Below are 21,863 nucleotides of genomic sequence, written 5' to 3' on the forward strand. Positions count from 1 at the left end.
CTCAGCTCTGATTCGTCTCTAAGCGCCCAATCGCCTGCAAAATAGCAAGATTTGCCTCAGGAAAAGTGTAATCACTCAAATTTTTTGCCATCACCCAGCGTATTTCCTGCTGTTCTGCGCCTTGTGCCTCTCCTGTAAAGCGTTCAATGGTATAAACGTGTAAACACACACGTTTATCGACATAATCGTGCTCAATACGTGTCAACGCTTTACAGCTGCTCACATCAATATCGATCAGCAGTTCTTCTTTTAGCTCACGGGCTAAAGCTTCAAGCACCGTTTCTTCAGGCTCAACTTTTCCTCCGGGAAACTCCCACTTTCCTCCCTGATGCTGCGCTTGGTGCCTTAAGCTCAACAAAATTTGTTGTTGCTTGAAGATAACCCCTACCGCCACATTCACTGTTTTCATTGCTACTCCCAAATTTAGCGCTTAACCGTTGACGGCGCGTCTAAACCAAAAACGACACCGAATTTCACTCTCGTGGCGCATATAGCCAACCGCCCCCAAGAGCTGCGCTCACAAGCACAATCTAAACCGCAGCTCACATCAACAAAAAGGAGAGCCAAGGCTCTCCTTTTTACAGCATAACTATCCTCAAATCAGGATAACTTACCATGGCATTGCTTATATTTCTTACCGGAACCACAGGGACAAGGATCATTGCGTCCCACTTTTTGCCCTTCACGAACAACCGGTTGATTTGATGCCGTTGTTGCTTCATCCTCGAGCTGATTTTGAGCTTGTTGATGACGATACTCCATAGCGCGTTGTTCGGCTTCACGACGTTTCGCTTCCATCGCTTCCACTTCTTCTGGCGCTTGAACCTGCACCCGACTCAAAATACTAATCACATCTAGCTTGAGTGCTTCAAGCATCTGGGTGAATAATTCAAAAGATTCCCGTTTGTATTCTTGCTTAGGATCCTTCTGAGCATAACCACGTAAGTGGATCCCTTGACGCAGATGATCCATCGCTGCGAGATGCTCCTTCCAAAGCTGATCAAGAGTTTGCAACATCACCGATTTCTCAAACTGTTTGATACTATCCGCGCCCACTTTATCAATTTTATCTTGGTACTCTTTCACGGCTGCTTCGATAACTCGCTCACGCAAGCTTTCTTCATGTAACTTATCGTCTTCATCCAGCCATTTTTGAATTGGTAAATCCAGTCCAAAATCACTCTTCAAACGTTGTTCCAACTCAGTGATTTGCCACATTTCGTCGAGAGACTGAGGGGGAATGTATTCATCAAGCACCGCTGAATATACATCTTGACGGATCACTTCGATGGTTTCAGAAATACTTTCACTATCCATAAGATCGTTGCGTTGCTCGTAAACAACCTTGCGCTGATCGTTAGCCACATCATCAAATTGCAGCAAAGACTTACGCACATCAAAGTTACGCCCTTCAACTTTACGCTGAGCATTTTCAATGGCGCGAGTGACCCAAGGATGCTCAATCGCTTCACCCTCTTCCATGCCGAGTTTTTTCATCATTCCGGTAACTCGATCTGATGCAAAAATACGCATCAAGCTATCTTCCATCGAGAGGTAGAAGCGAGTCGAACCGGGATCCCCTTGGCGACCCGAACGACCACGAAGCTGGTTATCAATACGACGGGATTCATGACGCTCGGTGCCAATAATATGTAAACCACCACTGGCTAATACTGCATCATGACGCTGCTGCCACTGGTGTTTAATCTCGGCAATTTGCTGCTCGCTCACTTCCTCACCTAAAGCACTCAGCTCGGCTTGAAGGCTACCGCCCAACACAATATCTGTTCCCCGGCCCGCCATATTCGTGGCGATGGTCACCGCACCAGCCATACCCGCTGAGGCGACAATTTCCGCTTCCTTCTCATGGAACTTAGCGTTCAGCACGTTATGTTTAATTTTTTCTTTGTTTAAAATATTCGACAATAGTTCCGAATTTTCGATCGATACGGTACCGACTAACACTGGACGCTGAGCCTTCACACACTCGCGAATATCCTCAACAATGGCGTGATATTTCTCTTCTGCGGTCAGATAGACTAAATCCCCTTTGTCATCACGAACCATCGGTTTATTGGTTGGTACAACCACCGTATCGAGGCCGTAAATAGATTGAAACTCAAAAGCTTCGGTGTCGGCAGTACCAGTCATTCCAGACAGTTTTTGATATAGGCGGAAATAGTTTTGGAAGGTGATTGACGCTAAGGTTTGGTTTTCATTTTGAATTGCCACCCCTTCTTTCGCTTCCACCGATTGATGTAGCCCTTCGGACCAACGACGCCCTGGCATGGTACGGCCGGTGTGTTCATCAACAATCACGATCTCGCCACTATCACTCACGATATAATCGACGTTACGTTCGAATAAGGTATGCGCGCGTAGACCAGCATTCACATGGTGTAACAGGCTAATATTGGCTGCATTATAAAGTGAATCCCCCTCTTCGAGCATGCCCCGCTCAATCAAGGTTTCTTCGACAAAAATTTGACCAGTTTCGGTCAAATGAACCTGCTTATTTTTTTCGTCGAGGGTGTAGTGACCGTCACCCGTATGTTCTTCAGTATCTTCTTCCTCTTGGCGAACCAAAAGTGGGATCACATCATTAATTTTTTTATAAAGCTCTGAGCTATCTTCCGCTGGACCAGAAATAATCAACGGTGTACGAGCCTCGTCGATGAGGATCGAGTCGACTTCATCCACAACTGCATAATTTAAAGGTCGTTGCACTCGTTGCTCAGGCGCAAAAGCCATATTGTCACGCAGATAATCAAAACCAAATTCGTTGTTAGTACCATAGGTAATATCAGCGGCGTAGGACGCCTTCTTGGCTTCATGGTCCATTCCCGCAATATTCACTGCAACGGATAAACCTAAGTATTCAAATAGAGGGCGATTCCATTCCGCATCACGTTGTGCCAAATAGTCATTCACGGTAATCACATGTACGCCCTTACCGGTAATCCCGTTCAGGTAAGCAGGCAAAGTCGCGGTCAAGGTTTTACCTTCACCAGTGCGCATCTCTGCGATTTTATTATCGTTAAGAACCATGCCACCAATCATCTGGACATCGAAATGACGCATTTCGAATACCCGTTTTGAGGCCTCACGAACCACCGCAAACGCTTCTGGCAAAATTGACTCTAGCGTTTCACCTTGCTCCACCCGCTCTCTAAATTCGACGGCCTTCGCTTTGATGTCTTCTGCTGACAATTTTTCGTATTCGGGCTCTAGGGCGTTAATAGCATTTACTATTTTACGCATCTTCTTGATGGTACGGTCGTTTCGGGTACCAACTATCTTTGTTACTAATTTACTAATCATGAAAAACTACTTCTGCTAAGACGAAATCCAATTTTCTATGCACTGGCTTTGCGATAAATAAATTTACTGGGATTCAGAGGTCGGCCATTTTTAAGCACCTCAAAATGCACATGAGGACCGGTTGAGCGGCCAGTACTGCCCATCAACGCGATCTCGTCCCCTTTATTTACCACATCACCTTCTTTTACTAATACTGCTTTAGCATGCCCGTAACGCGTTACCATTCCGTTACCATGCGCTATTTCAACGAAGTTGCCATAACCAGAACGCGTTCCGGCCCAAACAACCACGCCACTACCCACTGCGTAAATCGCTGTCCCTTCCTTCCCAGCAATATCGACTCCATTATGCACCGACAAGCGCTGCGTAAAAGGATCGAGCCGCGAACCAAAGGGTGAAGAAATCCAAATGCCGGGGCCTTTTGCCGGCCAACCAGAGATAAAACTATTGTCTAATAAATGGAGACTTTGTTGCCAAGATTCAAGCGCGGTAAGAGATTTTTTGTTTTTACCAAGCTGTTGTTCTAGTTGATACAGGCCAAACAACAAATGGCTATCGCGTTCACGACTGCTGTCAATGTCCATCATCGGCCCGCCAATAGGAGGTGTATGAGAAAAATCAAACTCTGCGGCAAGTTCGCTATCTTCCACTAAGCGAGCGCCAAGGGCATTCAAACGGGTCATCTCGACTTGCATTTGCCCCACTCGAAGCGCTAACCCACGATAACGCTCACGTAATTGTTGCTCAAACTGATGTAGCTTTGGTTCCGCTTGTAAACTATCCAACTGACTAATCAACCGCGCCTGTTGCTGTGCTAAGTCTCGATACTGTTGAACACCCCACAAACCAATACTGGACAATAGCAGTGCCAGCAGAAATCCCAGCCATAATAAACGGAAGGGATTTACGCGAATGGTTCTGGTCTCGCCTTTATGGGCGTATACTAAACTTAAGTTCATATTGAAAATATACTAATTATTATGTCCAAGCGACAACACCAACCGATTTCGATTAATCGTCTGTTTCATCAGAAACAATTTTCGCAAATCGAACAGCCCTTACAACGCCGACTTCAGCTGCAACAACTGGGCAGCGATATTTTGGCACACTACAAACTACAGCAATGCCGTATCGTTAATATGCGTCAAGGAGTCGCTATTATCGAAGCACCGAGTTCCGCTTGGCTCACTCGACTAAAACAGTTCCGATTTGAACTACTGAGTGACTTACGCAAAGCTATCCCGGGGGTTGTCAGTTTAGAATTAAAAATAAATCCGGAGTTAAAGCACATTAAACCAGAACCTGAAGTAAAAAGCACTGGAAAACGCCAGCTAAGCGCTGAAGCAGCTAGACATATCACAGAATTATCCAAGCATGTGCCTGATGAACTGAAGGAAAAGTTGAAAAAATTAGCGGCGCTGAGCGGAGAGAGTTAGCCAGCGCCGACCAAATAACTAGAAACTGAATACCGGCAGTTGGTATGCAGCAGGCGCTTCGGACTTGTCTTCAAAAGTGACAATTTCCCAAGCATGTTGTTGCTCAAGCATTGCTCGAACCAGATTATTATTCAAGGCATGACCCGATTTATGTGCTCTTAAGTGACCCAAGATGGGTAAACCAGCCATAAACAAATCACCCACCGCATCGAGTAACTTGTGTTTAACAAACTCATCTTCATAACGAAGGCCATCTTCGTTAAGAATCCGGTAATCATCCAGCACAATTGCATTTTCTAATCCGCCACCTAGGGCTAGATTTTTAGATTGCAAATACTCAATATCACGCATAAACCCAAAGGTTCTAGCACGGCTGATTTCTTTCACAAACTTATCGGCAGAAAACATCATCGAAATCGCCTGATTACGGCCTTCCATCGCAGGATGATCAAAATCAATAGAGAAATCGATTTTAAAGCCGTCGTTGTTCGGCAGTAACTCGGCCCACTTATCTTCATGTTCAACACGAATAGCTTGTTTAATTCGAATAAACTTCTTCGCCGCAGATTGTTCTGTAATACCAGCCGATTGCAATAAAAATACAAAGGGGCTAGCACTACCATCCATCACTGGAAGCTCTGGCGCATCGACATCAATAATTAAATTATCCAAACCTAGGGCTGCAATTGCCGCCATTAAGTGCTCAACTGTTGAAATACGGTTACCCGCATCATCAATCAGACAAGTACAAAGCATGGTGTCGCGTACCAATTCTGCTTTTGCCGGGATCGTGACAACCGGATCCAAATCGGTACGATTGAACAGGATACCGGTATTCGCTGGCGCGGGACGCAAGACGATCGTGACCTTGTGCCCAGAATGCAAACCGATCCCTGTCGCTTGTACTGACTTTTCAAGAGTCCGTTGTTTAAGCATAAAAATTCCTCTGCTTTACGACCAAATAAATGTTAATGGTCGGACATCTTAGCATAAGTTTGAAATACACCACAAACTTTTGGCTAAATCTCCAGCATTAACCAACAGATTAATCTGCCTGACGACGCAAAAATGCTGGGATATCTAAATAATCACCATCACTACTCGCCCGACTAGGTTCCGCATTTACCACCGCAGCGGATTCATCCATCATCGGTGCAGAATCGGCTGGTAAGGTACGCGTAACTGGTTCCGCATTCACCGCTTGTTGTGGTTTAACAATAGAAATATCAGGGCGGCGTTCTGCACCAATACCAGTCGCAACCACGGTCACTCTTAATTCATCGCTCATTTCTGGGTCAATCACGGCCCCAACCACAACAGTCGCATTCTCAGAGGCAAAACCTTTCACGGCGTTGCCCACCGTTTCAAACTCTTCAATGCTCATATCGAAACCAGCGGTGATGTTGACCAAAATGCCACGCGCACCAGCTAGATCTACGTCTTCCAACAAGGGGCTAGAAATAGCAAGCTCGGCAGCTTCTTCAGCGCGGTCTTCACCAGAAGCGATCCCGGTCCCCATCATTGCAGTGCCCATTTCACGCATCACCGTGCGAACATCGGCGAAATCCACGTTAATTAAGCCAGGGCGAGTAATCAACTCGGCGATCCCCTGCACGGCACCTAGTAATACGTTATTTGCGGCCTTAAAAGCATCCAGCAGAGACACCCCTCGACCCAATACTTTTAACAGCTTATCGTTAGGGATCGTAATTAATGAATCAACACTCTTACTCAGCTGCTCAATCCCCTGCTGAGCATAACTGGTGCGTTTTTTGCCCTCAAAACCGAAAGGTTTAGTTACTACCGCTACGGTTAAGATCCCTAGCTCTTTAGCCACTTCCGCAACAATCGGAGCGGCACCAGTACCAGTCCCGCCTCCCATTCCGGCAGCAATAAACACCATATCTGCGCCTTGTAATTGGCTCATGATCGCATCTCGATCTTCCATCGCTGCTTCACGACCTACTTCAGGGTTTGCACCCGCCCCTAAACCTTTGGTGATGGCCCCACCAATTTGTAAGGTATTATCGGCACCAGAGTTACGTAGCGCTTGCGCATCGGTATTGATCGTGATGAATTCCACCCCTTCAATCGACTGCGCCACCATGTGCTCAACGGCGTTACCGCCACCACCGCCAACACCAACCACTTTAATAACCGCTTCATCGGTATGACTATCCATAATCTCAAACATAGTTCTCTCTCCGCTTTATTTTCGCCAATTAGCAAAAACTAAAATTCACCTTTAAACCAACTGTGTAAACGCTTCGCGATATTACCAACGCTGCTTATATTTTTCGCTTCAATTGGCTTTTCAGTTTGATTTTCCATTCCGTAATGTAACAAGCCTACAGCTGTTGAGTAGGTAGGCGCTTGTACATATTCGGTAAGACCAGCTACTTTATTGGCAGAACCAACTCGCACCTGACATTGTAAAATTTTCTCGGCGCATTCAACAACGCCCTCTATCTGTGCTGCACCACCGGTTAAAACCACACCGGCACCCAACTGCAATTTAGTACCTTGCGCTTGTAAATCATCCGCAAGCTCATCCAGCTTGACTTTAATCATCGCAAACAGCTCACTATATCGAGGTTCAATCACCTCCGCCAAAGTTTGCCGTTGCAAGCTACGAGACGGACGTCCTCCCACACTGGGGACTTCAATGGTATCGTCTCGACTCACCATACTGCCTAAGGCGCAACCATAACGAACCTTGACGGCCTCAGCATCATTTAATGGCGTACCAAATACGGTCGCTATATCACGAGTCACCGAATTACCAGCAAATGGAACCACTGAGGTATGACGCAAAGCGCCGCTAGTATAAACCGCAATATCCATGGTGCCAGAGCCAATATCAACCACACACACACCAAGCTCTTTCTCGTCTTCAGTAAGCACCGCATAACTTGAAGCCAAGGCAGAAAAAATCAGTTGATCGACTTTAAGATCACAACGCTCAACACACTTCACGATGTTCTTCACCATATCGTTATGGCAAGCAATAAGATGCACCTTGGCTTCCATACGAACTCCCGATAAACCAATCGGGTTTTTGATACCTTCTTGGAAATCGATGGCAAACTCTTGCGGCAATACATGCAAGATGCGGTGTTCATCGGGCAGTTTCACCGATTTAGCAGTGTGGATGGCGTTATCCACATCATCCTGAGTCACCTCTTCATCACTAATCGGCACCATGCCTTTTTCATTTAAACAACGGATGTGGCGTCCCGAGACCCCCAAATACACCGAGCTAATCTTGCAATCGGCCATTAACTCCGCTTCTTGCAGTGCTCGCTGTACGGTTTTAACCACCGAATCAAGGTCGTTAACCCCGCCTTTATCCATACCCTTTGCCGGATGACTGCCTACACCGATAATGCTCATCTCGTTGCTCGGCAAGACCTCACCGATCAATGCGGTGATTTTTGCGCTGCCAATATCGAGGCCAACGATCAGTTTTCTATCCGTTACTTTGGTCATTAATTACCAAACCTTCTTGTTTCTTCCAACCTACGGCAAAGCCGGTGTCATAACGTAAATCAACATAAGCGACTGCCGCATTCTTCAACTGCGGGTAAATATCGACAAAACGTTCAATACGATTGAACTTATCTTCTTTTCCTAAATGCAGTCGCATACCACCAGCCAGTTGTATTTGCCAAGCATGGCGCTCATTTAACGCAAGGCTTACAATATTTAAATTTCGACTCTGCAAACGCTGTTGCAATTGTCGAAAGGTGCTCAATACCATTTCAGCCTGCTCATCCGGACCACTTAAAGATACCAAGGCCGTTTTTACACGTTGCTGTGGCGCATCAAATATCTGACCTTGCTGATTAAGCAAAGCGGCATTATTCCAACGAGCAACGACTTGCTGCTCTTGTAAAGCGATCGATAACTTATCTGGCCACTGCTTACGTACCGTAACCTGCCGTACCCAAGGCAAGTGTTCAATCTGTGCTTTCACTTGCGACACATCCAAGCTAAAAAAATTGCCAGCCTCAGGTAATGCCGCTAAGGCATGCTGTAATTCTTGATCTAATACATACTCGCGCTGACCCGATACCAATAAGCGATTCATCGGGCTAAGCCGTTTATCACTCACCCCTCGATATACCGAGTAAGCCGCATAACTCAATACTAAAATAACCGACACAAAAAAGGTCACTCCCGCCCAATAGGCCCAAAGTTGCTTTTGTTGATGGGTCATTTGCATAATTAATGCGCCAAATCCAAAATACTCGCGACTAACTGATCAAAGCTCAGGCCTGCCTGTTCAGCCGCCATCGGTACTAAACTTTTTTCGGTCATTCCCGGGGACGTATTCACTTCGAGTAAATACCAATTCCCTTGTTGATCAGCCATCAAGTCAACTCGTCCCCACCCTTCACAGTCAGTGGCTTTAAAAGCTTGCATCGCAATCTCTGCCAATTGTTGCTCTTGTTGCGCGTCCAAACCGCTTGGGCAAAAATACTCGGTGGAAGCGCTTTGATACTTCGCCTGATAATCGTAAAAGGTATGCGGTGTTTGCATCCTAATCGAAGGTAATACCCGCTCCCCAACAATGGCTACCGTATATTCAGCACCGCTAATCCACTGTTCGATTAGTACTCGAGAATCATATTCAAAAGCACTCACTATCGCTTGTTGCAATTGCTCAACCGTCTCCGCCTTGGCCATTCCAATGCTTGACCCCTCTAAAGCGGGTTTAACAATCACTACTCCCGATAACTGTTGCAAAATATCTTCCGCCTGAGCAGCTTGATAAGAGGCTTGATCAACAATCCGATAAGCAGCCGTAGGCAGACCAAGAGTTTGCCAAATTTGCTTACAACGGATTTTATCCATCGCCAAGGCAGAACCAAGTACCCGACTGCCGGTATACGGAAGCCCCAGATATTCTAAGGCACCTTGCAAAGTACCGTCCTCACCACCTCGTCCATGCAAGGCAATAAACACATGACTATAGTGATTCTGTTTTAGCGTGTTTAGATCAAAACCTTGAGTATCGATACCTTCCGCATGAATACCTGCTCGAAGCAAACCCGATAACACCGCGCGCCCCGATTTAAGTGATACTTCACGCTCGGCTGAATCACCACCAAACAGCACCGCCACTCGTTTCATAACTAAACTACCCATTAATTATTCTTCATTCTATTGATGTTGAGCTGCAGCTCACCCAAGTGCCGCGCCAAGACGCCAATATTACCAGCACCTTGGGTTAATACGACATCACCATCTTCGATCACGTCAGCAAGCAAACTCGCCAATTCATCGGGTTGTTTCACATAAATAGGCTCTAAACCTCGTTGGCGTAGACTACGGCATAATGAACGACTATCCGCACCAGCAATCACATCCTCACCTGCCGAGTACACTTCCAAAAGCAATAAGCTGTCCACTTGAGCCAATACATCCACAAAATCTTCGTATAAATCACGCGTACGACTATAACGGTGCGGCTGAAACGCCATCACCAAACGCCGCTCTGGCCAAGCAGCTCGCGCCGCTTTCAGAGTTGCCAATACCTCGGTTGGGTGGTGACCATAATCATCCACCAACAGAGCAGAACCATTGCCGGTGGCAAATTCACCATACTGCTGGAATCGACGACCAATACCTTCAAAACCATTCAAAGCATCAATAATCGCCCGATCTTCGATACCATCTTCGCTCGAGACCGCGATTGCAGCCGCCGCGTTAAGCGCATTATGCTGCCCCGGCATATTAAGCTCAATCTCTAAGGCTGGACGACCAATGCGCTGCACCGTAAACGAGCAACGGTCACCTTGTTGCACAAATGCCTGAACCCGCACATCCGCCTGCTCTGAAAAACCGTAAGTAATAATATGTCGACCAATTTTAGGCAATAGCTCCTGCACGCCAGGATCATCAATACACATCACCGCCACGCCATAGAAAGGCAGGTTATGTAAAAAATCGATAAAGGTGGCATGCAGCTGAGCTTCATCACCACCATAAGTTTCCATATGGTCTGGTTCAACATTGGTGACCACTGCAACCATCGGCTGCAAGTGCAAAAATGAGGCATCACTTTCATCAGCTTCGGCGATAAGGTAACGGCTACTGCCCAAGCGTGCATTGGTACCCGCGCTATTTAGCAAACCACCAATCACAAAGGTGGGGTCACGGTCAGCCTGCGCATAGATACTGGCAAGCAAACTAGTCGTAGTGGTTTTACCATGGGTGCCCGCAACGGCAACGCCATGCCGATAGCGCATCAATTCAGCCAACATTTCTGCGCGACGAACCACCGGAATCCGAGCAGCTCTTGCAGCAACAACTTCTGGGTTATCGTCTCGAATCGCAGTTGACACCACCACCACGTGTGCCCCCGCAATGTTGCTTGCAGCATGACCAACATAAATTTCAGCACCGACCGTCAGCAAACGATCCGTCATTGTATTTTGCGCCTGATCCGAGCCTGAGATTTGATAACCTTCATTAGCCAATACTTCGGCAATCCCCCCCATACCTGCACCTCCAATCCCCACGAAGTGAATCCGCTTCACCTTGCGCATCTCTGGGATCATGGTCCGTAATTTGGCTAATTCAATTTTACTCATCTAACTACTCTTCATTAAGTCTTGGCAAACTGCGGCGACTTTCTCTGTCGCATCAATGGCCGCCTGCTTTCTCGCATTACAACCATAACGATGGCGCAATCCCGGATCAGCAAATTCATTTAATATCGTCGCTATCCGCTGTGACGAAAAATCGCTTTGAGCCAACAATTGGGCAGCCTCTGCATCCACCAAATATTGGGCATTTTTAGTTTGATGATCGTCCACCGCATAGGGAAGCGGAACAAAAATCGCAGCTAAACCCGCGGCCGCCACCTCCGACACCGTGAGCGCGCCAGCGCGACAGAGTATCACATCCGCCCACTGGTAAGCTGCTGCCATATCATCAATAAACTCGACTATTTTCGGCGCTTGACTCAAGTGTTCTTCAAGCTTGGCATCCTGATAGGCTTGTTCGGCACTTGCCAACTTATTTTTACCCGCTTGATGACAAATACGAAGATCTAAACCACTGGCTTTAATTCCAGCAGCCAAATGCTGATTAAAAACTTGCGCCCCTAAACTTCCGCCAATCACTAGCAGATTATAATCGCGACTTTCACTTAAGCTTTTTTCAGGTAATGCCAATACCGCAGGTCTCACCGGATTACCCACCACTTTGCCCTTAGCGAGAGCACCAGGAAAAGCAATCAAAGTCTTAGTGGCAATTTTGGCCAACATTCTATTGGTTAATCCGGCGGCCGCATTTTGCTCATGTAATACCAGAGGTTTTCTCATCAACCATGCCGCTATTCCACCGGGTCCACTGGCAAAGCCGCCCATGCCAAGCACCACATCAGGTTGCAAACGCAGCATCAGCAACAGCGCCTGCCTTATCGCATTCAACAACTTAAAAGGCGCGGCTAGCTTACGCAACAGGCCATTGCCACGAACCCCCTTGATACTTATAAAATCAATAGCATAGCCATGTTTCGGTACCAACTGAGCTTCCATTCGTTCGGCGGTTCCCAACCACGATATCTGCCAACCTTGCTGACACAGATGATCCGCTACCGCCAAACCAGGAAATACATGACCACCAGTCCCGCCGGCCATAACCAATAACTTGGGACGCTTCTGTTCAGCCATGAGAGTCCCTCGTATAGGCTTGGCAACGAGCCAAACGGAACTCATGGTCAATGCGCAATAACACTGCGACCGCTATCGACATCACCAACAAACTGGAACCGCCATAACTCACCAAAGGTAAGGTTAAGCCTTTGGTCGGCACCAAGCCCGATGCAGCCCCCACATTCACCATCGTTTGAAAACTAAACCAAATACCAATGCCGCAAGCTAAGTAACCCGCAAAAGCTTGTTCTGCTAATAAAGCCTGCTTGCCTATTTTCATCGCTCGGCTAACCAATAAAATGAGTAACAGGAGTACCGCACAAACCCCCACAAAACCAAGTTCTTCCGCAAGCACCGCCACCACAAAATCGGTGTGGGCTTCAGGTAAGTATTCAAGTTTTTGAATTGAGTTCCCCAAACCTTCCCCCAACCAATCTCCGCGACCAAAGGCCATCAGAGATTGCGTGAGTTGATAACCGCTACCAAAGGGATCTTGCCAAGGGTCCAAGAACGAAGAAACTCGACGCATTCGATAAGGTTCGGCAATCACCAAAGTCACCACCGAAACCACACCGGTAAACATTAAACCAAAGAACTGGATCAGCTTCGCGCCAGCTAAAAACAACATGCCCACCGTCGTCACAAACATCACAATCACGCTACCCAAATCGGGTTGCGCCAATAGTAAAACAGCCATCAGAAAAAACACCACTAGCGGCTTTAAGAAACCTTTTAAATTCTCTCTTACCTGTTCATGACGGCGAACCAAATAACCAGCCAAGTAGGTAAACAGCGCCAGCTTTGAAAACTCAGCGGGCTGGATATTAATCGGACCAAAACCTATCCAGCGACTACTACCGTTAATATTCCGCCCCACCAATAACACCAACACCAGCGCGAGCCCCGCCAGCAGCAAAAATGTTGCGTTATGTGACTGCCACCAGGCGATCGGGATCTGCACCACCACCGCCATCGTCGCTAAGCAGATCAGTAGGTAGATACCATGACGCTTGGCAAAACGGAACGGATCGTCATTGATGGCAATACCTTCTGGGATAGAAGAAGACGCCACCATCACTAAACCAAATACCATCAAACATAGCGCTAACCACAATAAGTGACGATCGAATAACTGTGGTTCGGCACGCGCTGCAGGCTCCACCTGAAACCGACTGACCAACAGTTGAAATCCTAAGCGTGGTTTAGCAAGTAAATTCATAGCGCCTCCACCAATTGGCAAAAGTGCTCACCGCGCGCTTCAAAATTACGATACATATCCAGACTGGCACAGGCAGGCGATAACAATACCGTATCACCAGCTCTAGCTTGTTCAGCGCACCAATTCAACGCTCCAGATAGGTCATCAACTAAGACGACTTGCGGATCCAATTGTTGAAAACGCAACTTATCTCGACCAAAGGCAACCACCCCTGCCACTTCAGAAAATGCAGACTTAAGCTCACTTAAATCGCCAGCCTTACTATCCCCGCCCACAATCAACCAGAGTTGAGCCGCGCTATCTTTCAGTCCGATGAGCGCCGCCAAAGTGGCGCCAACATTGGTGGCCTTAGAATCATTAATCCACCGGATATCTCTTTTACGAGAAACCAATTGGCAGCGATGGGTTAAGCCAGCAAACTGCTTTACCGCGGCTAAGCAAGCTTGCATGGGAATGGCGAGCGACTCAGCTAAGGCGAGAGCTGCCAGTATATTGGCATAATTGTGGGTTCCAACTAAGGCCAAATCGCTAATATCAAGCAGTACTTTAGTTCCGCGAAGTAACTGTTTTTGATCGCAGCTAAGACAAAAGTCGGCAGGCTGAGTGACAGAAAAACTAAGTCTATTTTCAGTCGTGGTAATTGGTGTCGATTGAACATCATCCAAGTTCACAACTGCGGTCATCGCGTGCTGATAAACTTTTTGCTTCGCTGCAATATAAGCATCTAAATCATCATAGCGATCCATATGATCTTCGCTAACATTGAGTAGAGTGGCCGCTGCCGTCTGCAAATGTTCAGTGGTCTCTAATTGGAAACTTGATAACTCCAATACATATAGCTGCACCTCATCATTGAGCAAATCCAACGCGGGCACGCCAATATTACCGCCAACCGCCACCTTAAGACCGGCCTGTTTAGCCATTTCGCCTAGCAGTGTAGTAACGGTACTCTTGCCGTTAGAGCCAGTAATCGCCACCACTGGTGCTGCCGCATAATGACTAAACAACTCCACATCACCGATCAAAGCAATGCCTGCTTTGGCAAGGGTTTGTAGAACCGGGTGGGCCAAGGCAACACCAGGACTGACAATCACCACATCACAATCGAGTAATTGAGCCAGAGGCAGCTCGCCACAAATTACTGGCAATTCAGTGGGCAAATTAACCAAACCCGGTGGCTCTGCTCGGGTATCACAAACCAAGGGAGAAATCCCGTGACGCAGCAAAAAACGGACACTACTGAGTCCGCTAGCACCAAGGCCAACCACCGCATATCGCTTTTGTGACTGTAATTTACTCACCAACCCACTCAATCCTATCTGTTATCTTACTTTTAAAGTCGCAAGACCAATCAACACTAAAATCAATGAAATAATCCAAAAACGCACAATCACTCGAGGCTCAGGCCAGCCTTTCAACTCATAATGATGGTGAATTGGAGCCATACGGAAAATCCGCTGACCACGCAGCTTATAAGAGCCAACCTGTAAGATCACCGAAACCGTTTCCATTACGAACACGCCCCCCATAATCACCAACAGCAACTCTTGGCGCACCAGCACCGCAACCGTACCTAAGGCTGCCCCTAAGGCAAGCGAGCCAACATCGCCCATGAATACTTGGGCTGGATAGGTATTAAACCAAAGAAAGGCTAAACCAGCCCCGACCATCGCGGTACACACCACCACCAATTCACTGGCGGCAGGAATATAAGGAATGAACAAATAACTTGAGAAATTAACATGTCCGGTAAGATAAGCGATTAAGGCAAAGGCCGAGGCCACCATCACACTGGGCATAATTGCCAAGCCATCTAAACCATCGGTTAAGTTAACGGCATTACTGCTACCAACTATGACGAGGTAAGTCAGGGGAATAAATAACCAGCCAAGCTGTGGCATCACATTTTTGATAAATGGCAACACCAACTGGGTATGCGCTGCTGAATCTGCGCTCCAAAATAGGTAAAGCGCCACCACTAAAGCAACCACCGATTGCCAAAAATACTTCCAGCGCGCGATTAGGCCAGCTGGATCTTTGCGGATCACTTTGCGATAGTCGTCGATAAAACCAATGGCGCCGTAACTGCCAAACACAAACAGCATCACCCACACGTAAGGATTGTCTAAACGAGCCCACAACAGGGTCGATAAAAATACCGAAGCGATGATCAGAACGCCGCCCATGGTCGGTGTCCCAGATTTACTTAAATGAGATTCAGGACCGTCGTTACGTACCGTTTGTCCAATCTGCAAACGTTGTAAACTACGGATAAGCTTCGGTCCCATCCACAGGCCAAACACTAAGGCAGTTAAGATACTCACAATCGCCCTAAAGGTTAAATAACCAAATAGCGAAAATCCGCTGTAATATTGCTGCAGATATTCAGCTAACCAAACTAACATTCGAAACCCTTCTTATAATATTGTTGTAAGTGCTGGACCACCGTTTCCATTTTGCTTGAACGAGAACCTTTCACCAATATCAAACAAGCCTGATTAGGCGCCTGATTCAAGTCCTCAATCAGCTGCGAAATTAAATGCTCGTGGGAGTCAAAAACCAGCTCTGAACGTCCTAAATCGGCCAGCGCCGACTGAAAAGACGCGCCATAAGAATACAAGCTAATGTTTCTGTCAAGTGCTTGCGCAATTAAGTCTTTGTGCGCCAGTTCCGTTTGCTCGCCCATTTCTCCCATGGCGCCAGCGATAAGCAAGCGCTTACCTTCAAAACTGGCTAAAATATCGACAGCCGCCTTAAATGAAGCGGGATTGGCGTTATAACTATCATCAATCAACTGAAGCTGTGGACTAAGCGTCTGCACATTCACCCGCCCAGGGACTTCCTCCAAGTCGGCCAAGCCTAATTTCACCTCGCTTAAACTCGCCCCCATCGCGATAGCCAAAGCAGACGCAGCCACCGCATTCTTCACATTATGTTGACCCGCAAGGTTTATCTGCACTTGCACTCGACCTTGGGGTGTATTGAGGGTGAACCGACTTCCCGAGAGACCCAATGAGTGGATCTCACTGGCGTAAAAATCAGCATTCGGCTGATCCAAAGAAAATAGTTGAACCTTGGCTGGGCTGGCCGCATCCATCAGCGGCTGCTGATAATCAGCGCCAGCTTCACAGATCGCCACTTGGCCCTTCGCCAAACCAACAAACAACTCTGATTTAGCGCGTAATACCCCCGTTTGATCGCCAAAACCTTCAATATGCGCGGCTGACACATTATTGATCAGTGCTGCCCACGGTTTCACCAAGGCCACGGTATAGGCAATTTCACCCATATGATTCGCGCCCAGTTCAAGCACACCCACTTGATGTTGTTCGGTGGCTCGCAATAACGACAGGGGAACACCGATGTCATTGTTAAAATTACCTTGAGTAGCTAACACCGATTTAGCCTGCGCTAAAATCTTTGTCGTCATTTCCTTCACGGTAGTTTTGCCATTACTGCCAGTGATTGCGCAACAAGGCAAGCTCAATTTTTCACGTAAATAACTCGCGAGCAAACCTAGGGCTATTCGGCAGTCAGCGACCACTAATTGCGGTACATCGAGCGGCAGAAGCCGTTCCACAACCAAAGCAATAGCACCTTGTTCGAGGGCTTTACCAGCGAAGTCATGGGCGTCGAAACGTTCACCGCTTAAGGCGACAAACAGACTCTGTGGCATCGGCTTACGAGAATCGGTATCAACCCTCAGTATGGTCTGATCATCACCGATTAGTTTAGCTTGCAAGGGCTTGAGCAGCTCAGACAGCTTCAATGGGATCATTGTGTCCTCCCGACTAAGCTTTGTACGACCGCCCGCTCGTCATAATCGAGAACTTGCGCAGCAATAATTTGATAACTCTCATGGCCTTTTCCTGCCACCAAGATGATGTCTTGTGAACCACTTTGCTGAATGGCCTGTTGAATCGCGACGGTCCGTTGATGTTCAACCGCGACTCGCTCAGGGTGACAAAAGCCCGCCATGATATCTTCAACAATCGCCACCGCATCTTCGTAACGAGGATTGTCATCCGTCACGATGACTTGGTCAGCTTTTTGCTCGGCAACCGCCGCCATTAAAGGCCGCTTGCCTTTATCACGGTCGCCGCCACAACCAAAGATACACCACAACTTCCCGCGACAATGTAAACGTAAGGCCGTCAAGGCTTTATCTAATGCATCCGGAGTATGCGCATAATCCACCACTACCGAAGATTTTCCGACAAACAACTCCATCCGACCCGGTACTGCATTTAAACAAGGAAGTAATTCCATTAGTTTTGCTAAATCGACCCCAAAGTGGTGAAGACAAGCAATCGCACTGAGCAAGTTCTCGGCATTGAACCGCCCCAATAGGGGACTGTGTAACGCAACCCGTTCATGGCTTGCCTCGGGACTTAGCAAGTAACCACGAACACCGCGTTCACTAAAGTGTAAATCAGCGATCTGCCATTGTGCTCTGCTATCTTCTAAGGACAAAGCTTGGGCATCAGGGTAATGCTGCAGTAATTGCTTTCCGAAACCATCGTCAGCATTAATCAGACGACACTGCAAACTTGGCCAGTCAAACAAGGCCTGCTTAGCACGGCCATATTCAGCCATACTGCCATGATAATCGAGGTGGTCGCGACTGAGATTGGTAAAAATAGCGACCGAGAAAGGAACACTTGCAACCCGTTGTTGTACCAAACCATGGGAAGATATTTCCATCGCCACTAATTGATAGCCCTGTTGCTGCATCTCACTCAACTGACGTTGAATCGTAATCGCATCAGCGGTGGTATTATGGCTCTGCTCGAGCTGACCAGGCTTACCATTTCCCAAGGTCCCCATCACTGCAGCTTTAATACCGCTTAAATTGGCCAGATTAGCAATCAGATGAGTGACAGTACTCTTACCATTGGTTCCAGTCACTCCGACCAGATTTAAGTGATTCCCCTCAGGAAAGTATCTGGCAGAGGCTAACTGAGAGAGTTGCTGACTTAAACGCCAGAAGGCAATACAGGGGATCTCTCCACGCCATTCAATTTGACCATGCTGTTGTTCAGTATCAGCTTCAACGATCACAGCTACGGCACCCGCAATAATGGCTGCATCGATGTAATCACGACCATCGACCTGATGACCATGAATAGCCACAAATACATCGCCAGAACGAAGCTCACGACTATTCAAGGATAAGTGCTCAAAGCTCAGCTTAGGCGCCTGAGTCACGGCAAATTTTGCGAGTAGTGCTGATAAATCAGGTTTCACTATCAACGCCCCCACTCAACTTCACAATACGACCGTCATCGTCATCTGGCGCGACATTTAAATATTGCAATCCAGCCTGCATCACTTTAGAAAATACTGGTGCCGCAACCACGCCACCGTAATAGCTGTCCGTTTTGGGCTCATTCACAAACACCACGACCGCAAGCTTAGGGTGACTCGCAGGCGCGACTCCAGCAAAGATCGCCACATAATCATCACCATAGCCACCACGAATCGCTTTACGGCTAGTTCCGGTTTTACCGGCGATACGAAATCCAGGCACAGCAGCTTTAAGCCCTGTGCCACCTTCATGGACCACAGACTCCATCATCTGTAACACCGCTTTGGCAGTGGATTCTTTAAAAACCCGTTCACCCGGCGCCGCTTTTTGTAACTTAATAATCGATGCGGGGCGAAATATGCCACCAGCGCCAATCGTGGCATAGGCTTGTGCCAATTGGAGCGGCGTGACCATTAAACCGTAACCAAAGGACAAGGTTGCCAATTCAAAATCAGACCAGCGTCGACGTTGTGGCATCAATCCAGCCGATTCCCCCACCAAGCCTAAGCCTGCACCATTGCCAAAACCGACGCGATAAAATGTATCCAGCAAACCCTCAACACCAACTTTTAGTGCCAACTGGCTGGTTCCAACATTACTCGACTTTTGAATCACTTTAGTAAGACTGATTTCACCATAATTATGAGAATCACGGACTCGACGGCCACCAATGCGCATCCACCCGGGATTGGTATTGATCATACTATTGGTTTTAACATGACCAGCTTCCAATGCTGCAAGTACCGATAAGGGTTTGACCGTCGAACCTGGTTCATAACTGTCGGAGATCGCGCGATTACGATAGCGATAACTTTGAAATTCATTGCGATTGTTCGGATTAAATGAAGGACTATTGACCATTGCCAAGACTTCACCGGTGTCGATATCTAATACCACAACGCTCCCCGAAGTCGCTCGGGTATCAGCCACTGCTTTCTTCAACTCACGATATGCTAGGGCTTGAATACGCTGGTCAATGCTCAAGGCAATATCTTGCGCTTGCTTGGCTTGATGGATAACCGCAAGATCTTCAACCACACGACCCAGTCGATCTTTTCGAACTTGGCGCTTACCCGGTTCACCGGTAAGCCAGTCGTCGTAACTTCCCTCAATCCCTTCCAGACCATGGTCATCAATATTAGTAAAACCAACCAAGTGAGCACTCACTTCGCCAGTAGGGTAGAACCTTCTTGATTCAGGTTTGAGATAAACACCTTTGATTTTGAGTTTATCAACATAATTCGCTACTGCGGAACTTACCTGTCGCTGTAAATATACAAAACGCCGATGCGGATCGCTGACACGGCTCTGTAAACTAGCGACATCGGTCTCTAACACCTTGGCTAAGGCGGCCCAAGCTTCACCATCTGCGAAGCTATTTTGCTCAACCACATGCTTCGGATCCGCCCAAATAGCACGAACAGGTACACTTACCGCAAGTTCGTTACCAAAACGATCGGTAATCACACCTCGTTCCGCATAACCGGTTTTGGTACGAATAGAACGTAAATCCCCTTCGTAGATCAGTTTATCCGGTGCGATCACCTGAATATAAGCGGCACGACTTACTAGGGCAGTAAATACCAAACAAACCACGACCATCACTAGCACAAAGCGCCAATGGATGAACAGTCCTTGTTTATTTGCCTTATTGCTCATTACTTACTAATTACCACTTGTTCTTCTAACTTGGGTCGATGCATCGCCAAACGCTTTCGAGCGATACTCTCTATACGGCTATGTTCTGCAAGTGTATTTTGTTCAATGAGTAGGTGCCGCCACTCCACATTGATTGCATCGCGATTCATCATTAAACGTTCTCTTTGCTCAACAAACATCCGCGTATGATGGGTTGTCCAAACCACTGCAAAAGCAGAGATCACTACCAGTATCAGTAGCCCTAGCTGCTGCTTATGACGCCAAAAATCTTTCAGTATCGCCCGTAACAGATTGGGCTGGCGGTTAACTTCGCTCATTACAAGCGACGAGCTATCCGCAATACCGAGCTACGCGAGCGCGGATTAACTTCAATTTCGGCAGCACTCGGTTTAATCGCTCGCCCAACACTTTTTAAATAACGACCGCTGGCTAACTGTTGTTCAGTTAACGGAAATCCTCGCGGGAATTGCTCACCCTTCTCTTGTTTTCGAATAAAACGTTTGACCATCCGATCTTCTAAAGAATGGAAGCTAATCACAGCCAGACGACCATCGGTGGCTAAGCAGTTCATTGCACCTAATAAGGCCTTTTCGATTTCATCAAGTTCACTATTGATATAAATACGAATCGCCTGAAAACTGCGGGTCGCAGGATGTTTATGTTTATCTTTAACCGGACAAGCTAAATCGATAATTTTGGCGAGCTGCAGGGTACTGGTTAGCGGTTCCAATTGACGCGCGTTAACAATGCCGTGTGCGATCCGCTTGCCAAATTTTTCTTCACCAAAGGTTTTAATCACCCAGGTAATGTCTTCTTCCGCAGCATGGGTGAGCCACTCTCCAGCCGTTTGGCCTCGCGATGTATCCATCCGCATATCCAAGGGACCATCACGTAAAAAGCTGAAACCTCGCTCTGCATCGTCGAGTTGTGGCGACGACACCCCTAAATCCAGCAATACACCATCAATCTTTTTAGCTAAACCTAACTCGCTAATATATTGCTCGATGCCAGAAAAGGGACCATGAACAATCTGAAAACGCGGATCATCGGCAAATTGTTTCGCTGCTTCAATCGCTCGAGGATCTCTATCGATAGCGATCAAACGCCCCTGCGGCCCAAGCGCCTTTAAGATCTCACGGCTATGGCCTCCTCGACCAAAAGTACCATCGACGTAAATACCATCTTTTTTGATGGCTAAACCATCAATACACTCTTGCAAAAGTACCGAGGTATGGGCAAATTCATTACTCATA

Annotated in this window: 19 protein-coding genes; 1 reads left to right on the top strand and 18 read right to left on the bottom strand. The window is 47.3% G+C overall.

The features are described from left to right. Position 1 precedes the first annotated feature (1 nt). From mutT to ACRRSY_RS18735, 3 genes are all read right to left on the bottom strand, one after another. Positions 2–409, bottom strand: a complete 408-nt coding sequence (mutT, locus tag ACRRSY_RS18725) for an 8-oxo-dGTP diphosphatase MutT (RefSeq protein WP_432460127.1) — start codon at positions 407–409, stop codon at positions 2–4. Positions 410–600: 191 nt separating this feature from the next. Continuing rightward, on the bottom strand, positions 601–3,321 hold the full coding sequence (gene secA / locus ACRRSY_RS18730; RefSeq protein WP_432460128.1) for a preprotein translocase subunit SecA: 2,721 nt from the start codon (positions 3,319–3,321) through the stop codon (positions 601–603). A 35-nt stretch (positions 3,322–3,356) separates the two neighbouring features. Then, the gene (locus ACRRSY_RS18735) at positions 3,357–4,280 is read right to left on the bottom strand and encodes a M23 family metallopeptidase (RefSeq protein ID WP_432463801.1); all 924 of its coding nucleotides are present in this window, start codon (positions 4,278–4,280) and stop codon (positions 3,357–3,359) included. Between the two features lie 21 nt (positions 4,281–4,301). On the opposite strand from ACRRSY_RS18735, the gene ACRRSY_RS18740 reads away from it, so the two are divergent. Then, positions 4,302–4,757 (top strand): DUF721 domain-containing protein, encoded by a 456-nt coding sequence (locus ACRRSY_RS18740; RefSeq protein WP_432460130.1) that lies wholly within the window; start codon positions 4,302–4,304, stop codon positions 4,755–4,757. Between the two features lie 18 nt (positions 4,758–4,775). On the opposite strand, the gene lpxC is transcribed toward ACRRSY_RS18740, so the two are convergent. From lpxC to rsmH, 15 genes are all read right to left on the bottom strand, one after another. Then, positions 4,776–5,693 carry a UDP-3-O-acyl-N-acetylglucosamine deacetylase gene (gene lpxC, locus ACRRSY_RS18745; RefSeq protein ID WP_432456048.1) on the bottom strand — a complete coding sequence of 306 codons (918 nt, stop codon included), beginning with the start codon at positions 5,691–5,693 and terminating at the stop codon, positions 4,776–4,778. Positions 5,694–5,802: 109 nt separating this feature from the next. Further along, positions 5,803–6,951 (bottom strand): cell division protein FtsZ, encoded by a 1,149-nt coding sequence (ftsZ, locus tag ACRRSY_RS18750; RefSeq protein WP_432456047.1) that lies wholly within the window; start codon positions 6,949–6,951, stop codon positions 5,803–5,805. Between the two features lie 38 nt (positions 6,952–6,989). After that, on the bottom strand, positions 6,990–8,246 hold the full coding sequence (gene ftsA / locus ACRRSY_RS18755; RefSeq protein ID WP_432460131.1) for a cell division protein FtsA: 1,257 nt from the start codon (positions 8,244–8,246) through the stop codon (positions 6,990–6,992). Then, entirely contained in the window at positions 8,227–8,982 is a 756-nt protein-coding gene (locus ACRRSY_RS18760) for a cell division protein FtsQ/DivIB (RefSeq protein ID WP_432460133.1), read from the bottom strand. Before ACRRSY_RS18760 ends, ftsA begins: the two co-directional genes overlap by 20 nt. Positions 8,983–8,984: 2 nt before the next feature. Then, entirely contained in the window at positions 8,985–9,908 is a 924-nt protein-coding gene (locus ACRRSY_RS18765) for a D-alanine--D-alanine ligase (RefSeq protein ID WP_432460134.1), read from the bottom strand. Then, the gene (gene murC / locus ACRRSY_RS18770; RefSeq protein WP_432456043.1) at positions 9,908–11,356 is read right to left on the bottom strand and encodes a UDP-N-acetylmuramate--L-alanine ligase; all 1,449 of its coding nucleotides are present in this window, start codon (positions 11,354–11,356) and stop codon (positions 9,908–9,910) included. The genes ACRRSY_RS18765 and murC overlap by 1 nt, the downstream gene beginning before the upstream one ends. Beyond that, positions 11,357–12,442, bottom strand: a complete 1,086-nt coding sequence (murG, locus tag ACRRSY_RS18775; protein ID WP_432460136.1) for an undecaprenyldiphospho-muramoylpentapeptide beta-N-acetylglucosaminyltransferase — start codon at positions 12,440–12,442, stop codon at positions 11,357–11,359. Then, the gene (gene ftsW / locus ACRRSY_RS18780) at positions 12,435–13,643 is read right to left on the bottom strand and encodes a cell division protein FtsW (protein WP_432460137.1); all 1,209 of its coding nucleotides are present in this window, start codon (positions 13,641–13,643) and stop codon (positions 12,435–12,437) included. Before ftsW ends, murG begins: the two co-directional genes overlap by 8 nt. Then, complete coding sequence (murD, locus tag ACRRSY_RS18785) at positions 13,640–14,944, bottom strand: UDP-N-acetylmuramoyl-L-alanine--D-glutamate ligase (protein WP_432463802.1); 1,305 nt, start codon at positions 14,942–14,944, stop codon at positions 13,640–13,642. The genes ftsW and murD overlap by 4 nt, the downstream gene beginning before the upstream one ends. 21 nt (positions 14,945–14,965) lie before the next feature. Next, positions 14,966–16,048 carry a phospho-N-acetylmuramoyl-pentapeptide-transferase gene (gene mraY, locus ACRRSY_RS18790; RefSeq protein WP_432456039.1) on the bottom strand — a complete coding sequence of 361 codons (1,083 nt, stop codon included), beginning with the start codon at positions 16,046–16,048 and terminating at the stop codon, positions 14,966–14,968. Beyond that, the gene (locus tag ACRRSY_RS18795) at positions 16,042–17,421 is read right to left on the bottom strand and encodes a UDP-N-acetylmuramoyl-tripeptide--D-alanyl-D-alanine ligase (protein ID WP_432463803.1); all 1,380 of its coding nucleotides are present in this window, start codon (positions 17,419–17,421) and stop codon (positions 16,042–16,044) included. The genes mraY and ACRRSY_RS18795 overlap by 7 nt, the downstream gene beginning before the upstream one ends. After that, positions 17,418–18,890: a UDP-N-acetylmuramoyl-L-alanyl-D-glutamate--2,6-diaminopimelate ligase gene (gene murE / locus ACRRSY_RS18800; RefSeq protein WP_432463804.1), complete on the bottom strand. Its 1,473-nt coding sequence runs from the start codon at positions 18,888–18,890 to the stop codon at positions 17,418–17,420. Before murE ends, ACRRSY_RS18795 begins: the two co-directional genes overlap by 4 nt. Further along, the gene (locus tag ACRRSY_RS18805; RefSeq protein ID WP_432456036.1) at positions 18,880–20,610 is read right to left on the bottom strand and encodes a penicillin-binding transpeptidase domain-containing protein; all 1,731 of its coding nucleotides are present in this window, start codon (positions 20,608–20,610) and stop codon (positions 18,880–18,882) included. Before ACRRSY_RS18805 ends, murE begins: the two co-directional genes overlap by 11 nt. Further along, positions 20,610–20,927: a cell division protein FtsL gene (gene ftsL, locus ACRRSY_RS18810; RefSeq protein WP_432456035.1), complete on the bottom strand. Its 318-nt coding sequence runs from the start codon at positions 20,925–20,927 to the stop codon at positions 20,610–20,612. Before ftsL ends, ACRRSY_RS18805 begins: the two co-directional genes overlap by 1 nt. After that, entirely contained in the window at positions 20,927–21,862 is a 936-nt protein-coding gene (gene rsmH, locus ACRRSY_RS18815; protein ID WP_432456034.1) for a 16S rRNA (cytosine(1402)-N(4))-methyltransferase RsmH, read from the bottom strand. The genes ftsL and rsmH overlap by 1 nt, the downstream gene beginning before the upstream one ends. Between the last annotated feature and the right edge of the window lies 1 nt (position 21,863).

Source organism: Agarivorans sp. QJM3NY_33 (genome assembly GCF_050870865.2).
Lineage (GTDB): Bacteria > Pseudomonadota > Gammaproteobacteria > Enterobacterales > Celerinatantimonadaceae > Agarivorans.

Coding starts and splice junctions, on each gene's coding strand:
- mutT (WP_432460127.1), bottom strand. CDS start 409: ATGAAAACAGTGAATGTGGCGGTAGGGGTTATCTTCAAGCAACAACAA.
- secA (WP_432460128.1), bottom strand. CDS start 3,321: ATGATTAGTAAATTAGTAACAAAGATAGTTGGTACCCGAAACGACCGT.
- ACRRSY_RS18735 (WP_432463801.1), bottom strand. CDS start 4,280: ATGAACTTAAGTTTAGTATACGCCCATAAAGGCGAGACCAGAACCATT.
- ACRRSY_RS18740 (WP_432460130.1), top strand. CDS start 4,302: ATGTCCAAGCGACAACACCAACCGATTTCGATTAATCGTCTGTTTCAT.
- lpxC (WP_432456048.1), bottom strand. CDS start 5,693: ATGCTTAAACAACGGACTCTTGAAAAGTCAGTACAAGCGACAGGGATC.
- ftsZ (WP_432456047.1), bottom strand. CDS start 6,951: ATGTTTGAGATTATGGATAGTCATACCGATGAAGCGGTTATTAAAGTG.
- ftsA (WP_432460131.1), bottom strand. CDS start 8,246: ATGACCAAAGTAACGGATAGAAAACTGATCGTTGGCCTCGATATTGGC.
- ACRRSY_RS18760 (WP_432460133.1), bottom strand. CDS start 8,982: ATGCAAATGACCCATCAACAAAAGCAACTTTGGGCCTATTGGGCGGGA.
- ACRRSY_RS18765 (WP_432460134.1), bottom strand. CDS start 9,908: ATGGGTAGTTTAGTTATGAAACGAGTGGCGGTGCTGTTTGGTGGTGAT.
- murC (WP_432456043.1), bottom strand. CDS start 11,356: ATGAGTAAAATTGAATTAGCCAAATTACGGACCATGATCCCAGAGATG.
- murG (WP_432460136.1), bottom strand. CDS start 12,442: ATGGCTGAACAGAAGCGTCCCAAGTTATTGGTTATGGCCGGCGGGACT.
- ftsW (WP_432460137.1), bottom strand. CDS start 13,643: ATGAATTTACTTGCTAAACCACGCTTAGGATTTCAACTGTTGGTCAGT.
- mraY (WP_432456039.1), bottom strand. CDS start 16,048: ATGTTAGTTTGGTTAGCTGAATATCTGCAGCAATATTACAGCGGATTT.
- ACRRSY_RS18795 (WP_432463803.1), bottom strand. CDS start 17,421: ATGATCCCATTGAAGCTGTCTGAGCTGCTCAAGCCCTTGCAAGCTAAA.
- ACRRSY_RS18805 (WP_432456036.1), bottom strand. CDS start 20,610: ATGAGCAATAAGGCAAATAAACAAGGACTGTTCATCCATTGGCGCTTT.
- ftsL (WP_432456035.1), bottom strand. CDS start 20,927: ATGAGCGAAGTTAACCGCCAGCCCAATCTGTTACGGGCGATACTGAAA.
- rsmH (WP_432456034.1), bottom strand. CDS start 21,862: ATGAGTAATGAATTTGCCCATACCTCGGTACTTTTGCAAGAGTGTATT.